Genomic DNA, 25,208 nt, shown 5'->3' with positions numbered 1-25,208 from the left:
TGTTTATTTGACAGTTATAAAGCGTAAACTTTACGCAAAAAAGGAAATTTCAGCATGATCAGAATTATTGTTCTATCCATTTGTCTTCTTTCAGCAACCGCTTCATTTGCACAGCTCGCTGTTCAAAAGGTGTTTGCACAGAAAATGGATTTACCGGAGAGCAGGGATATCGGGACGCAGGTTTTGCGTATGGGTGAATCGTTTCTGGGAACGCCGTATGTTGCGGGAACATTGGAAGGAAATCCAACAGAACGGCTTGTGTGCAAATTCGATGGGCTGGACTGCACTACACTGGTGGAAAGCGCTGTGGCTCTGGCCATCGCCAAAAACGAAAACCCTACTTACGAAGGGTTCAAAAACGAGCTGACCAAATTGCGTTACCGGGACGGCGTTATAGACGGATATCCTTCGAGACTGCATTATGTGCTCGATTGGATGTATGAGAATGAAAAGCGAGGACGACTTGAAAACATTACGACCAAAGTTGGCGGCGTCCCGTTCAGGAAGGAAATCAATTTTATGTCCAATCATGCAAATCTTTATCCCTCTATGGCTGAAACGGCTGTCTGGGAAAAAGTGCGTGAGCAGGAAAGCACCATTAATACGCGGGAGCACAGTTATATCCCCAAGTCGGGCATCCATAAAGCGGAGCCTATGCTGCACGATGGCGACATTGTTGCATTTACGTCCTCCGTGGAAGGCCTTGACGTTAACCATATGGGGATCATTTCCAAAGTAGGCAGCCGCGCTTACCTGATCCACGCATCGTCTACGGGCAAAAAGGTGATTATGACCAGTGTGCCGCTTGCGGAATATGTAGCTTCGGTCCCCAAGCATACGGGAATGATCGTAGCGCGACTCAACGATATCTGATCCAATGAATGAATTTTTGAATGTGCTCGATTATCGGAATTTGCCGTGGTTAATCGTGCTGGTCGCGACTGTCATCGGTCTGATATGCAGCGCAATCGTTATTAATCTTATCAAAATCACAGCTTCAAGGAAGGAATGGCGGGCAGTCAGGGCGATTAAAGACAACCTTACAAGTGTGCTTTATTTCTTCATTCCGCTTGTCTTAATCACCGCCTCGCTTAAAACTTATTCTTTTGGCAATAAGGAGTACTACTGGACCTTCACGATCAGTAAGGTGATGTTAATCGCAGTGACAACGTGGCTCATGACGCGCATTGTCATCATTGTCGAAAAAGTACTGATTGACCAGCTTGATTTTACCTCGCCGGACAACAACCAGGCCAGACGCTTGTTCACTAAGATCAAGTTCGTGAAGCGCATTGTAATTATCCTGATCATTATTATAGGCGTTTCTATCCTGTTGCTGAGCTTCGAAAGCGTGCGGCAATATGGGGTTGGTATCCTTACATCTGCGGGTATTTTCAGTGTGATTATTGGTTTTGCAGCGCAAAAATCGCTGGCTAATCTCATGGCCGGAATTCAGATCGCATTCACACAGCCGATTAAGATCGATGACGTTGTTATTGTGGAAGGCGAATGGGGACGCATTGAAGAAATTAACTTGACCTACGTGGTGGTCAACATCTGGGACTTGCGAAGGATTGTCCTTCCGATCACTTACTTTATTGAAACACCATTCCAAAACTGGACGCGCAATGACAGTGCGCTCGTGGGAACCGCTTTTTTTCACCTCAACTATCTGACGCCTGTCCCGAAACTCAGGGAAAAGCTGAAAGAGATCCTGGATGAAACACCGCTTTGGGATGGCCGTTCATGGGCATTGCAGGTAACGGATACGCAAGGGCAGCTCATGGTAGTGCGAGCCATCATGTCGGCCCGGAATTCTTCCCAGACATTCGATTTGCGCTGCCTGGTCCGGGAAAAAATGATTGAATTTATTTCCCAGGAATATCCGGAAGCATTGCCCAGCCACCGGATCGAAGAAGCGCACAAGCAGGAAAATATGCTGCCCGAAACGAAACTCAACAGATAAAAACAATGGCCTCCGGAAGATCCGAGGGCCATTTTTTTCTTACTACTCACCTAACTCAATTTAACTTACCACTGCGCGGAATAGCTAATGAATGTTTTCTGGTACAAATGACATTTAACCGGGTTAAATGCACATTAATACCGAATTAAATATCCGTTAAAAAGGAGGGAATTTCAGAATGAATGTCGTTCCTGAGCCCATAACTGACTCAACCTCAATGCTGGCACCCTGCATGTTTATAATTCGCTTGGTCAATGCCAGTCCTATGCCATAACCTGCCTTACTGATTGTGGTGGCACTTCTGTAAAATGTGTCGAAAATATAAGGAAGCTCGTCGGGCGCGATACCTATGCCCACATCTTTGAAAAAGATTTTGATCAGGTCCTTATGGATTTCCAGAAACACATTCACGGTCCCATCATTGGAATATTTGCAGGCATTGTCCATGAGGTTCATGAATGCTGTTTTGAGCAGGCTTTCGTCGCCATACCGCTTCAATTGCTCCTCATCATCAGGGATATTGTCGTAATGAATGTGCACCTTGTAACCCGGATTCTTCTGCTGTACGGATGCTTTTGCCTGCCAGAGAACTTCATCCACCCTTATTTTTGAGAATGTTACCCTGAATGCGTGTTCTTCCGTTCGGGCCAGTTCCAGGAGGCGGCTCACCAGCTCATTCATTTCCCGAGCCTCAGACCAGATTCCTCTTAATGCATCTTTATATTCTTCCGTAGGCCGGTCCTTCATCAGGCTCAGCTCGGCCTCGCTCATGATCAATGCAAGCGGTGTGCGCAGCTCATGCGATGCGTGGGAAACGAAGTTTTTCTGGGCAATAAATGCTATCTCCAGCCGGCTCAGCATCTGGTTGAATGTCTGCGCGAGTGCGGCCAGTTCGTCCTTTTCCCTTCCTACCGTCACTTTCTCGTGCAGGTTGCCTGCCGAAATGTTGTTAACCTGTGAGATAATGTCGGAAACGGGTTTAATGGCATCATTCGCAAACTGCCAACCAGCCACGCCTACCAGAATAAGGGATAAAAGCCAGCCTATCAAAAGTATTTCACGAAGTCGTTTCAACTGGTTCATTCCCGGAAAATCATTGGCCACGGCCATCACAACCCAGGGTTTCCTGTGATCCTGTAAAACGTGCCTGATAATGATAGCCTCTTTGTTATCATGCTTGGTGCGGATCTCCTTCCCTCCCCGGGCTTCTGCCAGTATGTTTTTGGAAAGGGTAAATTTCTCGTCCCCGCTTGTAAATATGAGTGAATCCGAGCCGTCGTAGATGGTTATTTCTTCATTCAGCAGAATGGCATTATTCGCTTTTTCAATTTTTTCAATGTCCGCCTTACTAATGCCCTGGCTCGCTTCTACCAGCTGCGCAATGGTCTGCCCGCGTTCGTTCAGAAACGAATAGAATTGTTTTTCCCTGTACTGGTCGTAAAAGAAGTAAATGGCGATGCAGAACAATGCCATGATGGAGCCTACCAGCATGGTAAAAAGCAATGTCAGGCGCGATTTAATGTTCATTCTTCCTTGAAGATGTAACCCATTCCTACTACGGTATGGATCAGCTTGGTAGGGTAATCTTTGTCTACTTTCTTTCTTAAAAAATTAATGTAAACATCAATTACATTGGTTCCTGTATCAAAGCGGATATCCCAAACCTGCTCGGCAATGTCTACACGTGAAACCACGCGGCCTTTGTTCCGCATGAGATATTCCAGCAGGGCAAATTCCTTGGCAGTAAGGTCAATGCGGTTTCCGCCGCGGCGCGCCACTTTTTCATCCAGATTCAGTTCAAGATCAGCCAGGCTGAGAATCTGATTGGACTGCTCGCGGTTGCTGTTTCGTTGGGACAAAACCTTGATACGCGCGATCAATTCCCTGAATTCGAATGGCTTGACAAGATAATCATCACCGCCTGCTTCAAAGCCATCCAGCTTGTCATCAATGGTTCCCAGTGCAGTCAGGAAAAGAATGGGTGTGGCCAGGCCGTCGTGACGGAGCTGGCGCGCGAGGTCGTATCCGTTTAGTAGAGGCAGGTTAACGTCAAGAATGATCACGTCAAAACGATAGTTAGCGGCCATTTTCTTGCCTACCTGCCCATCATATGCCAATTCAACTTCCCAAGACTGTTCTTCAAGGCCTCGTTTGAGGAACCCGGCGAGTTTGGGTTCATCTTCGACAATCAAAATCTTCATATGAGTGGTGAGCAATTTTATTTGCCAAATGTTGCACAGAATTTCTCTTAAAAAAAGGCTGTCCGAAAATATCGGGCAGCCTTTTCGTCTATATCCACACCATTAGAACGCTAGCAACCAAGTGCATTCCGTTCTATTATAATGCAAAATATATATTATTTATTATAAAACATACGCATTGGACGATTTTACAAAATTAAATGCAAGTGTTTCAGTAATAATCAGTTCCGTTATCTAACTCCGAGCGCTCGTCAAATGCACCAAAGTCGTCTTCTTCCAACCGCATTCCTTTCACCGCTTTTTTGATCAGTCCGATCTGCCCTGCATGGTATACATCGTGCTGGATAACTCCGTGAATCAAAGTATAATAACTATAATCACGACCCGGAACGAACTCTTCGAGGAAGCTGTCACTTTCAATTTTTTCAAGCTCCGAAATCAATTCTTCCTGCGAAAGGCTGAGCTCCATTTGAATGGCTTCCCACTCAAATTCGTCAACCAATGGGAATTTTTTCCAGTCCTTATCCTGCGTTTTAATGTCAAACTCAGCATCTCCCTGTATTTTCCGAACGGCAAAAATGCGCCAAGTGGTCATGTGATAGACGATCTCTGCAATCGAATGTGTATTGGTGCTAAGCCTTACTTCCGCCATTTTGGGTGTCACATCACGCAATGCTTCCACCACAGAAGGCCCATACCATGCTTCCTCACTTTCGTAGGTATCGTTCAGTACATCTATAATCCTTAAAATCTCTTCTTTTGTTTCCATATAAAATGAATGTGTTTGTGCGATGTTAAATGATTTTCGGTTTGCTGCAACCAATTTAGTTTTTTAATAGTCCTGAAAGATATCTGCAACGAATAAAACTAAAAAATTGAGCTAAGAAATTACCTAAAATAAAATGTTCAATTTCAAATTTCGTTTAATTATCATATTTAAATATAAGAAGGAAACATGTTAAAAAAAGCTTCATTGTTCATACTCATGGCAGGAATAGGAATGATGTCCTGCTCCAAAGATCCTATCAGTGATTTATCAACGGAAGAAACCCTTGTTTACATAACAAATCACGATAAAGCGGCTAATTTCAATCAATACAAGACATTCAGCATTGTGGACTCGGTGCTGGTTGTGGAAAACGGACAGACGGGAACCGCATTAAGCGAGCTGGACCGGGACGTTTTGATCCGCATTATTTCCAACATGGAAAAGCTGGGTTACAAGTATGTCAGCCCTAAAAGCAAGCCGGATATAGGCATCAACGCCAGCTGGATTTCCAACACTTACCTGAATGTGGTTTCGCAGCCAGTATCATCTTACTATGGCGGCTACTGGGGCGGCGGCGGATATGGTTACGGCTATCCGAATTACTATCAGTATTATCAGACCAGCGAAAGTTACTGGCTTATTTCCATGCTCGATTTCAAAAACCCGAACACCGTGGATAAGACGTTTAAAGTGGTGTGGGACGCGCAGATCCGCGGCGCAGGAATAGGTGACAGACAATTTGTGGACACAATGGTTGACTCGATTTTTGGTCAGTCAGGTTATTTAAAAATTAATTAAAATGAAGAGAATCATCGTTATAGCCCTTTTTGTCATTGGTGCTTTTAAATCATATGCGCAGGAACCGGCGCCAAAGCTTTATACACTCCCCTCTCCATTTGAACGCTACACCCATTACCTGGCTACCGCGAGGTTGATGGGCGCAACGCCACTGGGATCATTTGCGGACAACTACATCGATAAGGCTTCTTTTCAGAACTACTCCCTCTCTATTGAATGGGTTTTAAGAAACTCGCCAATCTCCGTTGGCGGTGAAATCGGCTCGACTTACTTCGAAAAACGGATCCCGAGAGCATTATATCAAAATGGCGAAGAGGTCCTTTCGGCAGTTCAGACGCGCACCGTTTCACAATATCCGGTTGAAATTTTCGGGAATTATCACATTCTGCCAAGAAATTCGAGTATACAGCCTTATGTGCAGGTAAGCGGTGGGGTCAGCATTCTGGACTACACTTTGTTTTACGGCAATCTGGCGTCTCAGGATCAGAAAGTTCGTCCAAAATATGGCATTGGAGTAGGATCAAAATTCCTTTTCAAACGCGACGGGGCTTTTGGTCTGGACGTTCGCGTGAAGTATGATGGCGTTTCTTACAAGCACGAATATATCGATAAGGGGATTTCATCTGTGAACGGGTCGATTGGTTTATTCTATCGGTGGTGGTAAGTTTGCCTGATCCTTTCCATCAATCTGAATAATCTGTGCCCAATAACAACCGTATTTTGTCAAAAACAACGTTCTTCTGGATTACCGCAATACTAGTTTTTATGACGGGATCCGGTCTTTGGCTCTGGAACCGTTTTGGCCCGTCTACCAGCCGTGATTATCCTCAGAAAGTAGAAGCATATCCTGTTGCCCAAACAATCGATTCTTCTTCATCGGCCTGCGACCTGGTGATAAGGCGTTATAAACAGATCGGGAACGAGATGCAGTTCGAACTTGCTGCCAATGTGGGTGGCCTCTCTCCTTACAATGTTGAAATAACGCAAAAAGGCAAGGTTCAGCAGTTTAAGGAAGTGCCGCATCGCTTGGGCATATGGCTTTCAATCCAACAGCTGGATCTGGAAACGGGCCCGGCTACCATTAAGATCATAAGCTTAGGACAGCCGGGGTGTGAAACTTCGGCTTCTTTTAATTTTGATAAATCCAGAAAAGTTGAGATCCTGGATGTAAATAACTGGATCAGGAAGGGAAGTCAGGACAACTGGCTCGATGTTCGCCCGGTTATCGTTAATGGAAAGGTGCATTTGAAAGACTTCGGTAACTATGAAGACGGCCGCACCAAAGTGATCATGATCGATGGCATTGAAGTGAAAGGGCTGGAAAATGGCATCGAAGTGAAGCCCGGTTATTTATATTCCATCACTGCACGCTGGATCGACGCGCCGTATAATGATTGGTGGAACAAAATGCGGAATCGCTCCATACGGCAACAAAATATTTGGGTCTCAGGCAACGCGAAACCGAAAGAGGATACAAAGCTCACTCGGATTGAAATCCCGCAGTGGTTCTCTCCTTCGAAAACGATGAATGTGGATTTCGACACAAAATTCCCTGAATTTGAACCGATTAAGGGAAAGTTGGTGAGTCAGTATCGACTCAATAATTACGTTCCCGACGAGAATTATTTCGAACGCGGCATTACTTTCCTTTACGGAGGCAAGAATACGCCCTACCAGCGGATGCATTACACGGTCACGCCCAACTATTTTGCGGATCGGGATGAAAAATGGTTTTCTACATTATCTAAAACGGATGTGGAAGTGTACGCCGGCGTTCCAAGCTTCGGGCTATATGCCCTGGACTTTGAGTTCTGGAACCAACATTACATTCCGGAAGTAAAGCAGCGGCTTATATGGCTGGTGAAGGCGATCCGTGAACGTAATCCGAACATGTATTTACTGGATTACTGGGGCGGCGGTGCTTACACCAATCCACATATCAACACCATAGGCGGGAAAAGTCCGAAAGAGCTCATGGGCGATTACAATGATCCCAAGCCAAACAATTCCAATTTCGAGCCGTTGCCGAATGGAGAAAGTTTCCATAATATCTTCAATGCGACGCCGATTGACGTGTATCCGAAACCCATGTTCGCTAAAGATGAACAGGGAAACACGCCGAACAACTTTGTGCTTTTATCAGCGGTCCATTCCCTGCGGATCAATAAGCTGATTCCTTATCAAAAGAACAATAAATTCATTTTTTACGGCTGGAACCGCTATATGCCGCTCCACCATGACCCGATTATTCCCTGGAACTTCCAATTGACGGACCCAAAAGGTGAATTGGTCATGAACCAGCTTGAAACGATGCCGGCAAGCCAGGCACTGAGCATGTCGCTATTTTCACTGATCCTGTTTGACGGTTACTATTTATGGCACGACAGCGGCCCGAGCGGTAACGATCCGGATGGATATAAAGTGGGTGGCGACGCCTCGCCCTGGGGATTTGAATGGTATCCTGCCAATGGCAAGACGCCGGTAACAGAGATCGGCAAAAAACCCCGTGAAGGCGACGCCGCTTATTATTGGGATTACCCTACCCAATTTTATTCGCTTGGAAACTGGATGGCAAAGCAGGTGGAAGATGTAATTGTTGACGGTAAAACCCAGGATCTTGCTTTTCAATTGAATGGAAATTGGGTCGAGCCTAAGAAAGAACAGGTTTTACTGGCCATTGACCGGAAAGAGCCATTTATAACCTCCATCGTAAAAGGAAATCAGATTGTAGTGTTGGGCGTCGATTCGTTCCAATCCCCTACTGCCAGCCGCATGGTAAAAGTGAAGCTGCCGGATGGCTCCGAAACCACTATTGAACTTTATGGAAACTGGCCTTCACTTTACAGAGGCACATTAAAATAGATAAACAAAAAAACAATTGCCGGGGGCTTAAGCCCCCGGCAATTGTTTTTTTGTTATGAAACTCTGATGTAGCTGCCGAGCCATTTCAAGTGCGACCCATATTTGTGCATTACTTCCTGCACAGGCGCATCATCCACGTGTCCCAGGAACTCTACCAGAAACCAGGCTCTGAACGTCGACGTTCCTCTTACCGGACGGCTTTCTATTTTCGTGAGGTTAATTCCCCTGTCATTAAAGTCTTTCAAAAACTCGTATAAAACACCCGGACGGTTTGTGTTGGGCAAATTCGCAATGATTGTCGTCTTATCATCATCACTTTTAATGTTCACAAAATCTTTTGCTAAAATCAGAAAGCGTGTCCGGTTCTGGTCGCTGTCTTCAATGTTATCGTAAAGAATCGGAACGCCAAATAGCCTGGCGGATATCGAAGAGCATATAGCTGCCGAATCGGGTTCCTGCGCGGCCATTTTCGCAGCCTTCGAAGTAGATTCCACCGGGATCAGCTCGATATCCATGCCTTCCAGATACTCGCTGATAAATTTTCCGCATTGCCTGAATGCAATATCCTTGGAGTATATACGCCTGATATTTTTAAGGGAATCGGATTGCGATGCGAATGTGAAATGCACTTGCAGCAACACTTCCGCTACAATAGAAAGATTTTTCTCCCGCAGAAAATCGACTGTTTCAATAACAATTCCCTCCTGGTTATTCTCGATAGGCACAACCCCGAACTTGGCACGCCCCGTTTCTACACTTTCAAATACAGAATGAATGGTAGGCAACACGAGATATTCACTCATCCCACCAAAACGGCTCTCGGCAGCCTGATGCGTAAAACTGCCTTCCGGCCCCAGATAAGAGACTCTTTCGGGCAGTTCCAGGTTACGGGAAACCGCGAAGATCTCGAAGAAAATGGCATCAATCGCTTGCCGGGTAAGCAGGCCATCATTGCGTTTTTCAAGCCGGTCGAGGATCTGCTTTTCCCGTTCGGGACGGTAGATGATAGATTGGGACGAACGTTTCAGATCTCCTACTTTTTTGACGAGCTCCATACGCTCGTTCAAAATGCCAAGCAGCTGATCGTCAAGCGCGTCTATTCTGTTCCTTAGGTCTTGTAATTCCACTAAATGGTGATTAATATGTGTCGAAAGGTCCGGTCAGAATTTAAAGACCCGACCTTCCGAATATTACTTTTATGACTTCAAAGATAAACAAAGAGAGTCCTACACTGCCAGTGCAAGTTCTTCAATGTTCTTTTCCGTCTTCAAATTATCAATGATAAATCGCTGACGCTCAGGGGTATTTTTACCCATGAAATAACTCAATAATTTCTGAATCGAAGTTTCCTTTTGAAGGATAACAGGCTCCACGCGCATATCTTCACCAATAAATTTCCCGAACTCGTCCGGCGATATTTCACCAAGGCCTTTGAAGCGGGTAATCTCAGGTTTATTTCCCAGCTTGTTCACTGCCTGCTGCTTCTCTTCCTCGCTGTAACAATAAATAGTCTCTTTTTTATTCCTAACCCTGAAAAGCGGCGTTTCAAGAACGAAAAGATGCCCGTTCCGGACAAGGTCGGGGAAGAATTGCAGGAAAAACGTCATGAGCAGCAAACGAATGTGCATACCATCCACATCTGCATCCGTTGCGATCACGATACGGTTGAAACGCAGGTTTTCCACGCCGTTTTCAATGTCGAGCGCATGTTGCAGCAAATTAAATTCTTCATTTTCGTAGACAATTTTTTTCGTTAAGCCAAAGCAATTCAATGGCTTACCCCGTAAACTGAAAACAGCCTGCGTCTGAATGTTCCTGGATTTCGTGATCGAGCCGCTTGCGGAATCTCCTTCCGTAATGAACAATGTGCTTTCATAACGCAACTCATTTTTAAGATCCGTTAAATGCAAACGACAGTCTCTCAGCTTTTTATTATGCAAATTCGCCTTCTTAGCACGGTCGTTGGCCAGTTTTTTAATGCCCGCCAGCTCTTTCCGCTCCCGCTCGGACTGTTCGATGCGCTTTTTCAATGCATCCCTTGATTCCGGGTGCATATGCAGGTAATTATCGAGTCTTTCTTTAACAAAATCATTGACGAAGGTCCGCACGGTTGTGCTGTTAGGGTCCGGCGTGATCGTATTTGATCCTAATTTAGTTTTGGTCTGCGACTCAAAAACCGGCTCTTGCACCCGGATCGCCACGGCGGCAATGATGGACGAGCGAACGTCTTCCGGCGCGTAATCCTTGTTAAAGTGCTCTCTCACCGCCTTGACAACAGCTTCCCGAAAAGCCGCAAGGTGTGTTCCGCCCTGCGTTGTGTATTGTCCGTTTACAAAAGAATAATACTCTTCCCCATATTGATTACCGTGGGTCATAGCAAATTCAATGTCCTCTCCTTTCAAATGTATAATGGGATAGCGCAACGCCTCGGGATCCGATTTGCTTTGCAGCAGGTCCAACAGCCCATTCTGTGAAATATATTTCTGTCCGTTGAAATTAATGGTCAGGCCAGCATTCAGATAGCAGTAATTCCAGATCATATTATCCAGATACTGAGGAATGTAGCGAAAGTTCTTGAAAATTACCCCGTCCGGTTCAAAAGCAATGTGCGTTCCGTTCCGCTGGTTAGTCTGTATTTCTTTGGATTCGTTAACAAGCGCTCCCTGCGCAAATTCAGCGTTTTTGCTCTTCCCGTCGCGGAACGACTGCACTTTAAAATATTGTGAAAGTGCATTCACCGCTTTTGTCCCAACCCCATTCAATCCCACTGATTTCTGAAAAGCCCCGGAATCATATTTTCCACCTGTATTGATCTTTGAAACACAGTCTACAACCTTTCCAAGCGGAATTCCACGGCCATAATCGCGCACCTCCACGCGGTGCTCCGAAATTTTAATTTCTATGGTTTTTCCGTTGCCCATCATATGTTCGTCGATGGAATTATCGACGATTTCTTTCACTAAAACGTAGATCCCGTCGTCCACCGAAGATCCGTCGCCAAGCTTACCAATATACATCCCTGGCCTTAATCTGATATGTTCTTTCCAATCGAGTGACCTTATACTATCCTCATCATACTGCACGTTGGTACTTTCCATAAACTATGATCCCTTTGGAGGCTATTATTGATTTTGAATATTGTATTTTAATAATTTAAGACATTTGTCGTTACCCTGTTATAACTTTACACGAAAATAGCTTGGGCACGATTAATAGAAATTCTTTAAAAATAGGAAAAATCTAATTTACTTTGCCATGTTATACACGTCCAAATATTAAATATGCTCATATCCAAAATTCAAAAACACTAGTCTTATACAGAGTTTTAATGAATTGCAGGCATTTCAATAGTACAATATTACTTCATATGAACAGATTCAAATTGGCAAAAAGTTATAAAAGTATACTTCCTTATCTCCTCTGTTTATTCATTTCCTTACCATCCCTGTCCCAGGTAATCCCTCAATCCTTCCCTACCGCTCCGACCGGTATACCACAAGGCAGCAGCACGACCGGGACGCCACGCGGAACAACTGGTAATGCGGGCAATGCAGCGAACCAAGGCAATGCAGGAAACCAGCAAGGAAATCAGTCTGGACTGAGCAATCAGCAGCAACAGCAGGCAAATCAGCAAAAGGCTAACATTCAACGTGATAACCAGGGAAAAGTCCTCGGCGGTCAGAACGGACAGAACCAGGATGCTGGAAATCAGGGTAAGTTAAACGACTCCACATCTGCCAAACTTCCGCCTGTGGATGCAGAAAAGGAAGCATTTCGTCAGAAGATCTACGGATATTCGCTTTTTGCCAATAAAAGTCTTGATCCTATTCCAAATTTGCAGATCGCAACGCCTACAAACTACATTGTTGGCCCTGGCGATGAGCTTAAAATCTTCATTTACAACTACGCAGAAAGCACCTACGAGGTTACTGTTACCAAGGACGGCTTCATTTCGCTGCTGCGGGTGGGTAACGTATATGTGGCCGGCCGAACAATAGAAGAGGTCCGCAAGATATTAATTGATAAGTTCTCTAAGTTCACGCCCGGCCTGATTGGCAGCGGCGGCGAAACAGCACGCACCAAATTGATGGTAACCCTGGGCGATGTACGCACAGTAAAGGTCTTTGTAACAGGGGAAGTCATCAATCCGGGAACCTATCAGGTGTCCTCATTATCGTCTGCATTCAATGCCCTTTACCAGGCTGGCGGCCCGAACGAAATTGGATCTTTCCGTGATGTTCGTGTCGTGCGTGCCGGTAAGGTTATATCGCATATTGACATCTACGATTACCTTGTTAACGGTAAGATCGACGGTGATATCAGGGTTCAGGATAACGATAATGTTGTTGTTGGTTACTATTTAAAGAGAGCTGAGATCGCAGGAATGGTTAAGCGTCCTGGCATTTACGAACTGAAACCGGAAGAGAAGCTAGGTGATATGCTTCGTTATTCAGGTGGTTTTAATGATAAAGCCTACCGCGCAAGACTTAAAGTACAAAGGATCACTTCAAAAGAACGCAAGATCCTGGATGTTGCGGAGACGAATTATGAGTCTTTTGAAATCGTAACAGGTGACTCGGTTAATGTTGAAACCGTGTTAGACCGTTTTGAGAACATTGTAACGGTTGAAGGTGCGGTAATGCGTCCTGGTGATTACGCTTTGGACAACAGCCCGTCATTAAAGCAGCTGATCGATAATGCGCAGGGCTTGCGAGAAGATGCGTTCGTGGGACGTGTAAGCGTTTTGAGAACACGCCAGGATCTGGTTTTAGAAAGCATTTCTATCAACTATACGGATATTTTAAATAATGTCACGCCCGACCTGATCTTAACCCGATTGGACAGGGTTATTGTTCCCTCCAAATTTGACATGGCCGAAACAGCTTATGTAAGCGTTAACGGCGAAGTCAACAACACGAAAATCGGCGAAAACGAAGGCAAGTTCCCTTATACAGTGAACATGACGCTGGAAGATCTGCTGGTGCAAGCAGGAGGCCTCAAAGAATCAGCTTATACTTCGGAGATTGAAGTTATCAGAAGAAAAAGAAACAGCATCGCAGGAGCTGCAAACGCACAGATTTCAGAAGTTTTTAAATTTGATGTAGACCGCGACCTTTCACTTAACAGCAAAGGGAGCAACTTTACATTGATGCCGTTTGACCAGGTTACGGTTCGCAAATCCCCGAATTACGTGGAGCAACAAAGCGTGTTCGTGGAAGGTGAAGTGCTTATTGCAGGTCCTTATACCATTGTTAACAAGAACGATAAGATCAGTGATGTTATCAAAAGAGCAGGCGGCTTAACCGAACTGGCATATCCCGAAGGCGCGACGCTGCTGAGAAGAACCTTGGTAAGAGAACTGGACGAGCCAACGGATTTTGATCAGGCGGAACAAACTGAAAAAAGCATTAAATCAGGGACGATTATCGGTGATGTTCCGAACGTAAAAGAAGAGTCAATCGGGATTAAGTTGAAAAACATCCTGAAAAGCCCCGGGTCGTTTGAAGACCTTATCGTTCAGGAAGGTGACATTATCCGGATACCGAAGCGTTTGGAAACAGTTCAGGTTAATGGTTCTGTCCTTTACCCTACAACAGTCAAATATGGCAAAGGAATGGCTTTTTTGGACTACATTTCACAATCGGGTGGTTTCACAACACAGTCATTGAAAAAAAGCTCTTATATCAAATATCCAAATGGAAATGTCGACAGAACAAGAAGATTCCTGTTCTTCAACGTATACCCGAAAGTTGAGCCTGGCTCCGAAATTTTCGTTCCGCTGAGAGCTGCTCCTGCATTGAATCCGCAGCAGGCACTTCAGACCGCAACGGGTATCTTAGGTTCCGTAATGAGTTTAATTTTAGCAGTCTTGGCTTTCCGATCAATCAACTAATGTCAACAACGACACTACATCCGCAACAACAAGTGCCAGAAGATGAGTTGACCCCGAAAGAGGTTATCGAAAAAGTTCTGGTCGTGAAAACAGCGATTCTCCGTAACTGGAAAATGCTGGTGCTATTGCCTCTCCTTGGTTTTGGGATCGGATATGCTCTGGATACATTCATTGATAAACCGAACATGTACGAAGCTGAGGTTGTTTTCAATCTTGGTACAGGCCAGCAATCATCGGGTTTCGGCGATATGGCTGGGTTATTGGGGCTGGGAAATGCACCTGATGCTAACATCTTTACCGGTGAAAACTTCTTCTATTTCGTAAAATCCCGCCCGGTTCTGGAAAGAAACCTGATGAAGGAAGTAGAAGTGAACGGTCAAAAAATGATCCTGGCAAATTTCTTCATTGATTCAAGCGGGATCAAGAAAAAGGAATGGGAAGAAATTCCGCAAAATCACAACTTCCATTTCACCAGCCGTGATGTTAAGAAGCTGGATATGAGGTCAAGGAGAATTTTGAACGAGCTGGTTATCAAGGCAGCAGGTTCAACCGAAATTGCTTCGCTCGATCGGAAATCCTCTTTCATCTCGCTGTCAACCAGTATGGAAAACGGCACGCTGGCCGGACTCTGGGTGACTAAGCTTCTGGAAACTGTGGAAGAAATGTACACGGAAAACCAGACGCAAAAATCGCGTAAAACATTAAACCTCCTTCAACACCGCGCCGATTCCCTGGCAGCTGTATTGGGCATCGCCGAACACAAGCTTGCACGACAATTGGATTACAGCGCGCAGATCATGCTGCCGGAAGCGAAGATTTCGGCCAACAGCATGGAAAGAAAGTCATCCTTCCTTCAAACGCTTTACTATGAAGCAATGGGAAGCGCTGAAAAAATGCGTGTTACAATGGTTCGTGAAGCACCATTATTTACAGAAATAGAAGGCATTAAGGTGCCTTTGGATATCAAAGCAGAAGACAAAAGGAATGCAAAAATAGGCGCGTTGGTGGGCGTAATGCTCGCGCTGATCTTTATCTATTTCAGAACGGTATTTGCAACTCCAACAGTAGTAGTAGTAAAGCAATAAAATGGCATCTCAGCACTCAATTACCATAAAGGCAGGCGGATCCGAAAAGGATTACTGGAAAGATCTCTGGCTCAACAGACAGTTACTCTGGATTTTATCAAAAAGAGACATTTCAGTTCGTTACAAACAAACCCTGCTAGGCGTTGCGTGGAGCGTTTTAAGGCCAATTATGACGATGACTGTAATGGTTTTCGTTTTCAGTTATCTTGCTAAAATTAAAAGCGATCCGGGTGTTCCTTACCCGTTGATGGTTTTGAGCGGTCTTACGATCTGGACATTTTTCGCGAATACATTTACGCAGATCAGCAGCAGCATTCTGATCAATTCCAATCTGGTCTCCAAGGTTTACTTCCCCCGCTTACTGATGCCACTGAGCTCGATAGCGGTTGGATTCGTTGACTTTATGATCGCTTTCGGGATATTTTTGATCATGACGATTTTCTTTAAGCACCCCATTAGCTGGAACATCATATTTCTTCCTTGCTTCATTTTACTTACATTTATTACAAGTTTGGGTTTTGGCCTGTTCTTTGCGGTGCTAAATGTACGTTTTCGGGATATCGGTCAGTTAATTCCATTTTTAGTACAAGTTGGAATGTACGCCGTGCCAGTCGCTTACAGCAGCACGCTTGCACAAGGCACATGGTTTGAGAAATATTATAACTTGAATCCGCTGGTGGGTATCATCGATGGTTTTCGCTGGTGCTTACTGGGTGACAAGGCTTATTTCAATCCCCAGAGTCTTTACTCAACAACAATAATTTCCTTTTCGATAATGATATTGTCTTTGATTTATTTCCGTAAAAAAGAAAAAACTTTCGTCGATCATATCTGAAATAATTACCTTTAGGCATGCCTGTAATCGTAGCTGAAAACATCAGCAAGAAATATATTATAGACCATCAACGTAAAAATGGTTCTCCAAGCCTGCGCGACATTGTTTCCGAAAAGGTTGACAAGTTGTTCTCACGCAAGCAGGATAATTCCGACTTTGCCGAGAAAGAAGAGTTTTGGGCATTGCGGGATGTGAACTTTTCCATTGATCAGGGCGACCGCATCGGTATTGTTGGCCATAACGGCGCGGGAAAGTCGACCTTATTGAAAATCCTCAGCCGCATTACAGAACCTACCACAGGCCAGATCAAAATTGACGGTCGTATTGCCAGCTTGCTGGAAGTAGGGACCGGTTTTCACCCGGAACTAACCGGCCGTGAAAACATATTTCTGAACGGTGCCATTTTGGGCATGGCTAAGAGTGAGATCCGGCAATCATTTGACGCCATTGTTGACTTTGCTGGTGTTGAAAAATTTCTGGATACACCTGTTAAAAGATATTCCTCGGGTATGTATGTGCGGCTTGGTTTTGCGATCGCCGCGCATCTTAATCCTGAAATCCTGATCGTTGATGAAGTTTTAGCGGTTGGTGATACAGAATTTCAGAAAAAATGTCTCGGTAAGATGCGTGATGTTTCCGAAAGTGGAAGAACATTGCTTTTTGTGAGCCATAACCTTACCGCCATTCAGGCGCTCTGCAACAAGTCCTTTTATTTTGAAAAAGGAATGTTGATCGATCAGGGCGAAACAACGCATATCGTTACCAATTACCTCAGCAAGGTTTCTCATAAAACCTTGGAAAAGCATTGGGACAACATTGAAAATGCGCCCGGAAATGATCAGGTTCGCGTGAAAAGGTTTAAGCTTTTCCCTGAATACCAGGACGACCTGAACCATATTGACGTTCGTACGCCTATCAATTTTCAATTTGAATTCTGGAATTTGGTAGAAGGCGCAAGCTTGAACCTCAGCATGCATTTGTATACGTTTACAGGTGAGTGTATTTTTAATGTAGGTACACAGGCTGAAACTTTTTCAAAAGGATTGGTAAGCGGCGTGTGTGAGATTCCAGGCCATTTCCTGAATGATGGTTCCTATGTGGTTTCTATGATGATCGTAAAGGACACCAGCACCGTTCTTTACAACATGGAAGAAGCTTTAATTTTTGATATTGAGGATTATCGTGAAAATGTAACCTGGTATGGCAAATGGCCCGGATATATTCGCCCTCAACTTAATTTTTCCATTCGCCAAACTGAACATGTAGTGAATGATTAACGTCACTAAAACCTTTTTACCAGACCAGGAGAAATATCTGCAATATGTTCGGGAAATTTGGGAACGCGGATATCTTACCAATAACGGACCGGTTCTTCAGGAGCTTGAAGCAGAACTAAAAAAATACCTGGGGGTAGACCATCTCTATTTTTGCGGAAACGGAACTATCGTCCTTCAAATTGCGATCAAAGCGCTTGAAATCACTGGTGAGGTGATCACAACGCCGTTTTCATACGTGGCAACATCCAATGCAATCCTTTGGGAAAATTGCACGCCCGTTTTCGTTGACATTGATTCTCAGACATTCAATATAAATCCGGCACTGATCGAGGCATCCATTACGCCTGCAACGACCGGAATCCTGGCAACGCACGTTTATGGCAACCCATGTGATGTAGAGGCCATTGAAGTGATTGCTAAAAAGCACAATTTAAAAGTGATCTATGATGCCGCTCACGCATTTGGCGTCACCTATAAAGGGAAATCTTTGCTTTCCTTCGGAGATCTGAGCACTTGCAGCTTTCATGCAACCAAAGTTTTTCATACAATTGAAGGCGGTGCATTAATTTCCAATCACCCTGAACTTGATAAGAAACTGCACCTTCTGCGCGCATTCGGACATCAGGGCGATGAACATTATCTTTACGCAGGGATCAATGGTAAGAATTCCGAATTCCACGCAGCGATGGGATTGGTCAATCTTCCGCTTGTGAAAGACATTATTGCTGCCCGCAAGGAAGTTTTTGATGCTTATGACAGTCTGCTGAATTGGGACGTATTATATAAGCCGGTCATCAGCAAGGACATTGAATATAATTATGCTTATTACCCGGTTGTATTTCCTTCTGAGCAGGTTATGTTCCGCGTTATGGATGCATTGCGTGAGGAAGATGTTATTCCGCGGCGTTATTTTTATCCTTCATTAAACACGCTATCCTTCATGCCGAGGCAAATTGCCTGCCCGGTTTCGGAAGATATCGCGTTAAGAGTGTTAAGTTTGCCTTTATATGTAGGCCTTCCGTATTCGGACATCGAACGGATCTCCCGCATCATTAATGGTCATTTATCACCAGAATAGCATGAGTTTTGTTTACTGGCTTGCGTTCCTGCTGTTTTTATACAGTATCAGTTTTGTTGCTAAAAGGATAGCCCAGCCTTCATTGGCAGAGTGGCTTATCGTTTGTTTCATGCTGTTTGTTGGAAGCATCATTCCCGCAGGTTTCGTACTTTCTGCATTAGATCTTACCGCACAAACCTGGGCATGGATAGGCGCTACATTTGTTGCTTTGGGCTTGCATTATTTCATTTGGAATTCACTCCTCGCGACTCAGCCCTCCTACTCCATTCGCTCGGTTATTTCCAACCGGACTGAAACTTTCCGTTCGTGGTCCAAAGAGCTGTCTGTTTATCTTAAAACGATATTCTTTTTCATGTTTGGGACCATTGCGGTAATTGCAGTGACCAACTTTATCCTCGTTCTTTTCACAGCGCCGAATGAATGGGATAGCATGACCGGCCATTTAAATCGTGCGATCCGCTACATTCAGCGCGGCACGATGGCACATTTCGGAGGGACGAACTGGAATATGGACACGTATCCCAAAAGCCTTACGACCATCCAGATTTACAGCTATCTGATCAGCGGAAAGATTGAGAATGCATTCAAACTGATTCACCATACTTCTTACTACATCACGCTCGTATGCGTGTTTGGAATTGCGCAGCGCATTGGCAGGAATTTATCGGCAAGCTTCTTCTGCGCACTGGCTTACGGAATGTTCCTGAACTTCCTGATGCAGGCGGTAACAACAGAAACAGACATTGTCCTGACCGCTTATCTGAGCTGCCTGCTTTACTTCCTTTTCACTTATTACAGCACAAGAAACACCAAATATCTTTATTTGTCGGGGCTTGCATTCGGCATTGTGTTTGGCCATAAAGTGACATTTGCATTGTTACTGCCATCGGTTTTTGTGATCATGCTTTATACAGTGTTCCTGGCGCCCGACCTGAAAGTGTTTTTCAACCGGTTTATAAAACTCGCCGGCGCGATATTCGTTGCTATGCTCGTTTATACATTCCCGACAGGTTACATTAAAAACATCATGGTCTTCGGGCACCCGATAGGCCCGCCTACTGCATTGAAACATCAGTCCGTGGAGCGTTTTGGGTCGTTACCCAATCTTTTCGAGCAGGGAAGCCGCAATGTGGTCCGCTATACTTACGAGTTTTGTAACCTGGATGGCATCCGCAATGCGCAGTGGGGATATGATTTGAATACATTTATCCGCAAACCGCTTGTGGTTTTGGAAGATAAATTACGCATGCGACTGGACGAAGAAACGGAATACGCGATCGTCCCGTTTTCTTTCCAACGCCGTTTTGATAACTTCAATGCGAACCCTTACTGGGGCGTATTTGGTTTTGCGCTTATATTACCACTGATCTTTTTGACGCTAATCCGGGTTTTCCGCTCGCGGGTGCACTGGTTTCTGGCGCTGGCATTCTGTTTACATTTTGCAGCCATTTCCTACTCTGCCGTTTACGACCCTTTCAAGGGAAGATATTTTATAGAAACAGGCTTATTCGGCGTCCTTTTCTTACTGCTTTTATTTTCAAACCATCGTCTATCGATCCTTAAACCACGCAGAAATGTCTGGAAAGGATACATTATGGTTGTTGTAGGACTGGCCTGCGTTTCGGCCGTCATGTCGGTTTATCTGAATATCCGTTGCCTGCCTATTGCGGCTTATGGTTATAAATCAGCGCTTCAAACCGATAGGATTCAATTGCAGACATTTGCCCGTCCCGACATTACAAAGGCTTATCAGACATTTGATTCCATCGTTCCCAAAGACGCGACCGTTGCCTTAGCTACGATCAATGACGACTTTGAATATCCGCTTTATGGCGAAGATCTTTCGCGCAAACTGGTCACTATCAACCCGTTTGAACAAGGTTTAAAACCGATTCCCAAAGATGCTGACTATCTGTTTTATGCCAAAAGCGTGATCAATGACACCAGCCGCATCAAATCTTTGCCCACAGACATTCGTTTAGGAAGCGATACGACAATCACCAACGTGGCGGTCAGGGGTGAAGATTATTATCTCAGAAAGCTTAAATAGCAATCCATGACCATCGCCATTATGCAGCCCTATATATTTCCATATATAGGCTATTTTCAGCTGATCAACGCCGTTGATAAATTCATTATTTATGATGATGTGAATTTCATTAACAAAGGCTGGATCAATAGAAATAATGTGTTGGTGTCCTCCAAGCCGCATCTTTTTACAATTCCACTGAAAGATGCAAGCCAGAATAAGCTGATCAATGAGGTCGAACTTTCAAGAAGTGAGCCCTGGCAGAAGAAGTTTCTGAAAACCATTCAGCAATCGTATCAAAAAGCCCCCAATTATCAGAAGGTTTTTGTTCTGATAGAAGAAATTGTAAATTTAGATGTTCAAACCATATATGAACTAACTTTTCAGGCCCTGAAAAGAACCTGTGAGTATATGGAAATCACGACGGAGATTGTCCCCTCGTCCACGATATACCAGAACACACATTTGAAAGGTCAGGATAGGATTCTGGATATCTGTAAGCAGGAAAATGCCAGCCATTACATTAATCCGATTGGAGGAATGGAATTGTATGACAAAGCAAAATTTGAAAAGGAAGGGATAAAACTTGACTTCATTAAAAGTGTTTCGAGCCCTTATCCCCAATTTAAAAATGCTTTCGTACCTTGGCTGTCAATTATAGATATCCTGATGTTTAACGACCCGGCGGACATTAAGGAACATTTAAAGGCTTACGAACTGATTTAAGATGGCTAAGGTTATCGTTTTTGGAATACTCGACACAGCAGAACTGGCACACTATTATCTGACGCACGACTCAGAACACGAAATAGTCGCTTTCACTATCCACAGGGAATACATTCAGGATGAATCTTTTAAAGGACTGCCTGTTGTGGCCTTTGAAGACGTCGCCACCCTTTTCCCTCCTTCTGACTACGCGTTTTTCGCCCCTATGACCGGCAGAAATATGAACCGGAACCGGGAAGGGATTTACAACGAAGCAAAATCAAAAGGCTACCAATTCATCTCATATATAAGCTCCCACGCCACCATCTTCGACAGGAGCGTTATCGGCGATAACTGCTTTATCCTGGAAGACAACACCATTCAACCTTTTACGACGGTTGGAAATAACGTGGTGATGTGGAGCGGAAATCATATCGGTCACCATGGCCAGATCAAAGACCACGTATTTTTCACTTCCCATGTAGTGCTTTCGGGCCATTGCGTGGTGGAGTCCTATTCTTTCTTTGGCGTCAACAGCACAATTCGTGACTATACAACGATCGCCCAGGGAACTTTGGTGGGTATGGCTTCTGCCATCACCCGCGAAACCGAAGAATGGGGTATTTACATTGGTAACCCTGCGAAAAAAGTGCCGGGCAAGAAAAGTTTTGAGGCTTATTAAGCGCCTATCCGGGAGAGGAATGTAATCGGGTAAACCGAATTTGAGACAGTAATTTACTGGGCAATGGAGCAGAAGAAAATCTTATTTGTGAGTCATGATGCCAATCGGGCAGGAAGCCAGTTATTGCTGTTGCAACTGCTCAGGCTATTGAAAGAACGGGGCGTTCCCATGCATTTGTTGCTTTGCAGTGGCGGAGAGCTGGAAAAAGAGTTTGAGGCAGTTGTAAGCATTACGCGCCTGTATCAGAATATCAATGTAACCACCACCCCGCTTACCGGGAAACTGCTCAAAAAAGTCCCTTTATACAAATATTACCAGCAGCATTCAGCCCAAAAAATTAACGAAAGAATTGCTGCCGAGCTCTCGCACCAGAACATAGGGCTGGTTTTTGTTAATTCAATCGCCAATTCTGCGGTCTACTGCGATTTTCTGAAATTCCTGCACCATTTGCCGCTTGTGACATTCGTGCATGAGCTCGGCATGGCTGTAAAGCTTTATTCGCATGAAAAGCAACTGACTTTCATGCTGAAAAAAACCGGACACCTCATTGCGGTTTCACATGCAGTGGCCAATTACTATATTGGAAAGTACAATTACCCGGAAAGTCAGGTCAGCACGTTCACTTTAATCGATCACGAGCACATTGACCGGAAACTGCAATCTGTGCAGCGCGACATTCTTGAAAAAACCTATAATGTTCCAAAAGATGCCATTGTGATCGGTGGATGTGGAAATGCAGAATGGCGCAAGGGAAATGACATTTTCAACTGGATCGCAAAGCGCGTTATTCATAAAACAAGTCCTCTGCCCGTTTATTTCGTATGGGTTGGCGCAGGTCCCCAGCACGAAATTTACGAGCTGATTGAAAGCGATATTCGTCTTATGGGGCTGAGCGACAGGATTATCCTCATTCCGCCTACGCCGCGCGCGCTGGACTATATCAACCGGTTTGATGTATTGCTGCTGAGCTCACGGGAAGATCCCTATCCGCTTGTCGTTCTGGAAGCCGCTTTACAGGAAATTCCGGTGGTGTGTTTCGAAGATGCCGGCGGCGCACCCGAACTGATCGAATCGGACGCAGGATTCGTAGTTCCTTATATGGATATATCTGCTGCATCTGAGGCAATCATTCAATTGGCGCTCGATCCTTCACTTCGCGAAACGCTGGGTCGCGTTGGCAGGAAAAAAGTATTGGAGCGGCATAATACGGACAAAAGTGTTGCGAGCGTCGAAGCCATCATTCAAAAATATTTACCCTTACCGGTTTCGGAAAAGCAAAATCAATGACAATTGCCTTCACAATTTGCTCCATCAATTATTTAGCGCAGGCCAGGACATTAGGCGATTCACTTAAATCCACCAATCCCGACGTCCTTTTCTTCATCGGGCTGGTCGATTCCCTGAAAGGTGTTGTTTTTGAAAAAGGATACAATACCGATTTTCCAATGATCGAAATCGACAAGATCGAGATCCGGGATTTTCAGGAAATGGCTGACAGATATAACATTACCGAGCTTAATACAGCGGTAAAGCCTTTCTACTTTACTTATTTTTTCAAACATTATCCCGAAGCACATAATGTCATTTATTTCGATCCGGACATTATTGTATTTCAACCATTGACGGAGCTGCTGTCCTCACTATCCGCTCACAAAGCGGTTTTGACTCCACACATTAACACGCCCATCGAAGACCAGCTTACGCCCAACGAGCTTCACCACTTGAATACGGGTGTTTATAACCTGGGTTTTGTGGCTTTCAGCAGGTCGCCCGAAATCACAGCATTCATCAATTGGTGGGAAGAAAAGTTGCGTTACGAATGCCTTATTGATCTTTGTAATGGTCTTTTTGTAGACCAAAACTGGATGAACTTTCTGCCCGTTTTTGTTCCTGACACACATTTGGAACGAAACCCGGGCTATAATGCAGCATACTGGAACCTGCACGAAAGAATATTTTCGGAATCCGATGGCACGTTCTTCGTTAATGAGACCAATCCGTTAATTTTCTTTCATTACAGCGGTTATGATCCTCAGAAGCCGGCTGTTTTGTCCAAATATCAGGATCGCTTCGAATTATCGGCCCGCCCTGATCTTACGGCATTGTTTGATTTATACCGTAACAGCCTACTGACCAATGGTAATGCTTATTACCGCCAGTTTCATTGCGCTTACATTAAGCCAACGCCGGTCCGTCGCTATCAGCGGGTACGCAAATTGCTGAAAATGCCTATTAATTATGTCATTGATCAGCTGGAAACAATCTGATGAAAGAGCTTGTATCCGTTATTGTGCCCATTTTGGATCCGCAGATCAATCCCACAGAAGAGCGGCTTTTGCATCACTGCCTCAACACGCTCGATAAATATCCGGTCATTTTTATCACTTTTGAAGGCGCCGATCTATCCATCGTGAAGGAGCACAATGAAGATATAGACGTTATTTATTTTCCGAAAAAATACTTCCAGTCCAGATCTGCCCTCGCGGGATTGCTCTTAATGGAAGATTTTTACGACCGTTTCAGCTGGTGCGACTTTTTGCTGATCCACGAACTGAACAGCTGGGTTGTGCGCGACGAGCTCTATTACTGGTGCAAACAAGGTTATGATTATTTAAAAGCCGGACCACTCGAAGACGACAATATCAAAAGGCTGGCAGGAGTCGTTTCCCGGATTTCCGGATTGAAAGAAGACGAAAAACGACTGTTTGGTCAAGCATATGCGAACAATGGGATTTATCTTTGCCGGATTGAACGCATGATCAGTACGATCAAATCAAAGCAAAAAGAGGTTTACACGTATCGGCACAGCGACAATTTCCTGCACGCCGATTCTGTCTTCTGGGACCTGGAAGCAAACCGTTTCTGGCCACATTTAAGGAAGCCTACGCCCATCGTTCGGAATCATTTTGCGGTGGACGCAGCCAATATCAATTTAAACAAAACGTTACCTTTTGCATTAACCGGCATTTTGAAGGAAAATATTCATCATTTGCCTTATTTCAAATCATTGCCGGAAGCGGATTAATTG

21 protein-coding genes are annotated in these 25,208 nt (G+C 44.6%); 16 read left to right on the top strand and 5 right to left on the bottom strand.

Translation table 11 applies throughout. The features are described 5' to 3' along the window. Window positions 1-54 precede the first annotated feature (54 nt). Entirely contained in the window at window positions 55-873 is an 819-nt protein-coding gene (locus NFI80_RS23675) for an N-acetylmuramoyl-L-alanine amidase-like domain-containing protein (protein ID WP_235164034.1), read from the top strand. A gap of 4 nt (window positions 874-877) precedes the next feature. Continuing rightward, window positions 878-1,966 (top strand): mechanosensitive ion channel family protein, encoded by a 1,089-nt coding sequence (locus NFI80_RS23670; protein WP_233797170.1) that lies wholly within the window; start codon window positions 878-880, stop codon window positions 1,964-1,966. 156 nt (window positions 1,967-2,122) lie between these two features. Here NFI80_RS23670 and NFI80_RS23665 read toward each other — a convergent pair whose 3' ends face one another. From NFI80_RS23665 to NFI80_RS23655, 3 genes are all read right to left on the bottom strand, one after another. Continuing rightward, the gene (locus NFI80_RS23665; RefSeq protein ID WP_233797171.1) at window positions 2,123-3,493 is read right to left on the bottom strand and encodes a sensor histidine kinase; all 1,371 of its coding nucleotides are present in this window, start codon (window positions 3,491-3,493) and stop codon (window positions 2,123-2,125) included. Further along, entirely contained in the window at window positions 3,490-4,167 is a 678-nt protein-coding gene (locus NFI80_RS23660) for a response regulator (protein WP_026628310.1), read from the bottom strand. Before NFI80_RS23660 ends, NFI80_RS23665 begins: the two co-directional genes overlap by 4 nt. Before the next feature lie 211 nt (window positions 4,168-4,378). Next, the gene (locus NFI80_RS23655; protein WP_026628311.1) at window positions 4,379-4,936 is read right to left on the bottom strand and encodes a DinB family protein; all 558 of its coding nucleotides are present in this window, start codon (window positions 4,934-4,936) and stop codon (window positions 4,379-4,381) included. 186 nt (window positions 4,937-5,122) lie between these two features. Here NFI80_RS23655 and NFI80_RS23650 point away from each other — a divergent pair, with 186 nt between their 5' ends. The 3 genes from NFI80_RS23650 to NFI80_RS23640 all read left to right on the top strand — a co-directional run bounded on the left by NFI80_RS23650 (window position 5,123) and on the right by NFI80_RS23640 (window position 8,596). Continuing rightward, window positions 5,123-5,734 (top strand): DUF4136 domain-containing protein, encoded by a 612-nt coding sequence (locus NFI80_RS23650; protein ID WP_233797172.1) that lies wholly within the window; start codon window positions 5,123-5,125, stop codon window positions 5,732-5,734. Between the two features lies 1 nt (window position 5,735). Next, on the top strand, window positions 5,736-6,398 hold the full coding sequence (locus NFI80_RS23645) for a hypothetical protein (RefSeq protein WP_235164033.1): 663 nt from the start codon (window positions 5,736-5,738) through the stop codon (window positions 6,396-6,398). Window positions 6,399-6,499: 101 nt separating this feature from the next. Beyond that, window positions 6,500-8,596, top strand: coding sequence for a hypothetical protein (locus tag NFI80_RS23640; RefSeq protein ID WP_235164032.1), 2,097 nt, complete (start codon window positions 6,500-6,502; stop codon window positions 8,594-8,596). Between the two features lie 53 nt (window positions 8,597-8,649). Here the strand turns inward: NFI80_RS23640 and pheA are convergent, their stop codons facing one another. Further along, the gene (pheA, locus tag NFI80_RS23635; RefSeq protein ID WP_233797175.1) at window positions 8,650-9,723 is read right to left on the bottom strand and encodes a prephenate dehydratase; all 1,074 of its coding nucleotides are present in this window, start codon (window positions 9,721-9,723) and stop codon (window positions 8,650-8,652) included. Between the two features lie 99 nt (window positions 9,724-9,822). Beyond that, window positions 9,823-11,694 (bottom strand): DNA topoisomerase IV subunit B, encoded by a 1,872-nt coding sequence (locus NFI80_RS23630; protein WP_233797176.1) that lies wholly within the window; start codon window positions 11,692-11,694, stop codon window positions 9,823-9,825. A gap of 269 nt (window positions 11,695-11,963) precedes the next feature. On the opposite strand from NFI80_RS23630, the gene NFI80_RS23625 reads away from it, so the two are divergent. From NFI80_RS23625 to NFI80_RS23575, 11 genes are all read left to right on the top strand, one after another. After that, the gene (locus NFI80_RS23625) at window positions 11,964-14,489 is read left to right on the top strand and encodes an SLBB domain-containing protein (RefSeq protein WP_235164031.1); all 2,526 of its coding nucleotides are present in this window, start codon (window positions 11,964-11,966) and stop codon (window positions 14,487-14,489) included. Next, the gene (locus NFI80_RS23620; protein WP_233797178.1) at window positions 14,489-15,574 is read left to right on the top strand and encodes a GumC domain-containing protein; all 1,086 of its coding nucleotides are present in this window, start codon (window positions 14,489-14,491) and stop codon (window positions 15,572-15,574) included. Before NFI80_RS23625 ends, NFI80_RS23620 begins: the two co-directional genes overlap by 1 nt. 1 nt (window position 15,575) lies before the next feature. Beyond that, window positions 15,576-16,409: an ABC transporter permease gene (locus NFI80_RS23615; RefSeq protein WP_026628319.1), complete on the top strand. Its 834-nt coding sequence runs from the start codon at window positions 15,576-15,578 to the stop codon at window positions 16,407-16,409. A 17-nt stretch (window positions 16,410-16,426) separates the two neighbouring features. Further along, on the top strand, window positions 16,427-17,686 hold the full coding sequence (locus NFI80_RS23610) for an ABC transporter ATP-binding protein (protein ID WP_235159331.1): 1,260 nt from the start codon (window positions 16,427-16,429) through the stop codon (window positions 17,684-17,686). Further along, window positions 17,679-18,764: a DegT/DnrJ/EryC1/StrS family aminotransferase gene (locus NFI80_RS23605; protein ID WP_235164030.1), complete on the top strand. Its 1,086-nt coding sequence runs from the start codon at window positions 17,679-17,681 to the stop codon at window positions 18,762-18,764. Before NFI80_RS23610 ends, NFI80_RS23605 begins: the two co-directional genes overlap by 8 nt. Window position 18,765: 1 nt before the next feature. Then, window positions 18,766-20,814 (top strand): ArnT family glycosyltransferase, encoded by a 2,049-nt coding sequence (locus tag NFI80_RS23600; RefSeq protein WP_235164029.1) that lies wholly within the window; start codon window positions 18,766-18,768, stop codon window positions 20,812-20,814. Between the two features lie 6 nt (window positions 20,815-20,820). Further along, a complete protein-coding gene (locus tag NFI80_RS23595; RefSeq protein ID WP_026628323.1) occupies window positions 20,821-21,519 on the top strand; it encodes a WbqC family protein in 699 nt (232 codons plus the stop codon). A 1-nt stretch (window position 21,520) separates the two neighbouring features. After that, entirely contained in the window at window positions 21,521-22,180 is a 660-nt protein-coding gene (locus NFI80_RS23590; RefSeq protein ID WP_026628324.1) for an acetyltransferase, read from the top strand. 63 nt (window positions 22,181-22,243) lie between these two features. Continuing rightward, window positions 22,244-23,467 (top strand): glycosyltransferase family 4 protein, encoded by a 1,224-nt coding sequence (locus tag NFI80_RS23585; RefSeq protein WP_235164028.1) that lies wholly within the window; start codon window positions 22,244-22,246, stop codon window positions 23,465-23,467. Then, entirely contained in the window at window positions 23,464-24,447 is a 984-nt protein-coding gene (locus NFI80_RS23580; RefSeq protein ID WP_235164027.1) for a glycosyltransferase family protein, read from the top strand. Before NFI80_RS23585 ends, NFI80_RS23580 begins: the two co-directional genes overlap by 4 nt. After that, window positions 24,447-25,205 (top strand): DUF5672 family protein, encoded by a 759-nt coding sequence (locus NFI80_RS23575; RefSeq protein WP_235164026.1) that lies wholly within the window; start codon window positions 24,447-24,449, stop codon window positions 25,203-25,205. The genes NFI80_RS23580 and NFI80_RS23575 overlap by 1 nt, the downstream gene beginning before the upstream one ends. The last annotated feature ends 3 nt before the right edge of the window (window positions 25,206-25,208 follow it).

The sequence above is a fragment of the Dyadobacter chenhuakuii genome (genome assembly GCF_023821985.2).
Lineage (GTDB): Bacteria > Bacteroidota > Bacteroidia > Cytophagales > Spirosomataceae > Dyadobacter > Dyadobacter chenhuakuii.
This window is presented reverse-complemented; position numbering and strand designations above follow the sequence as displayed.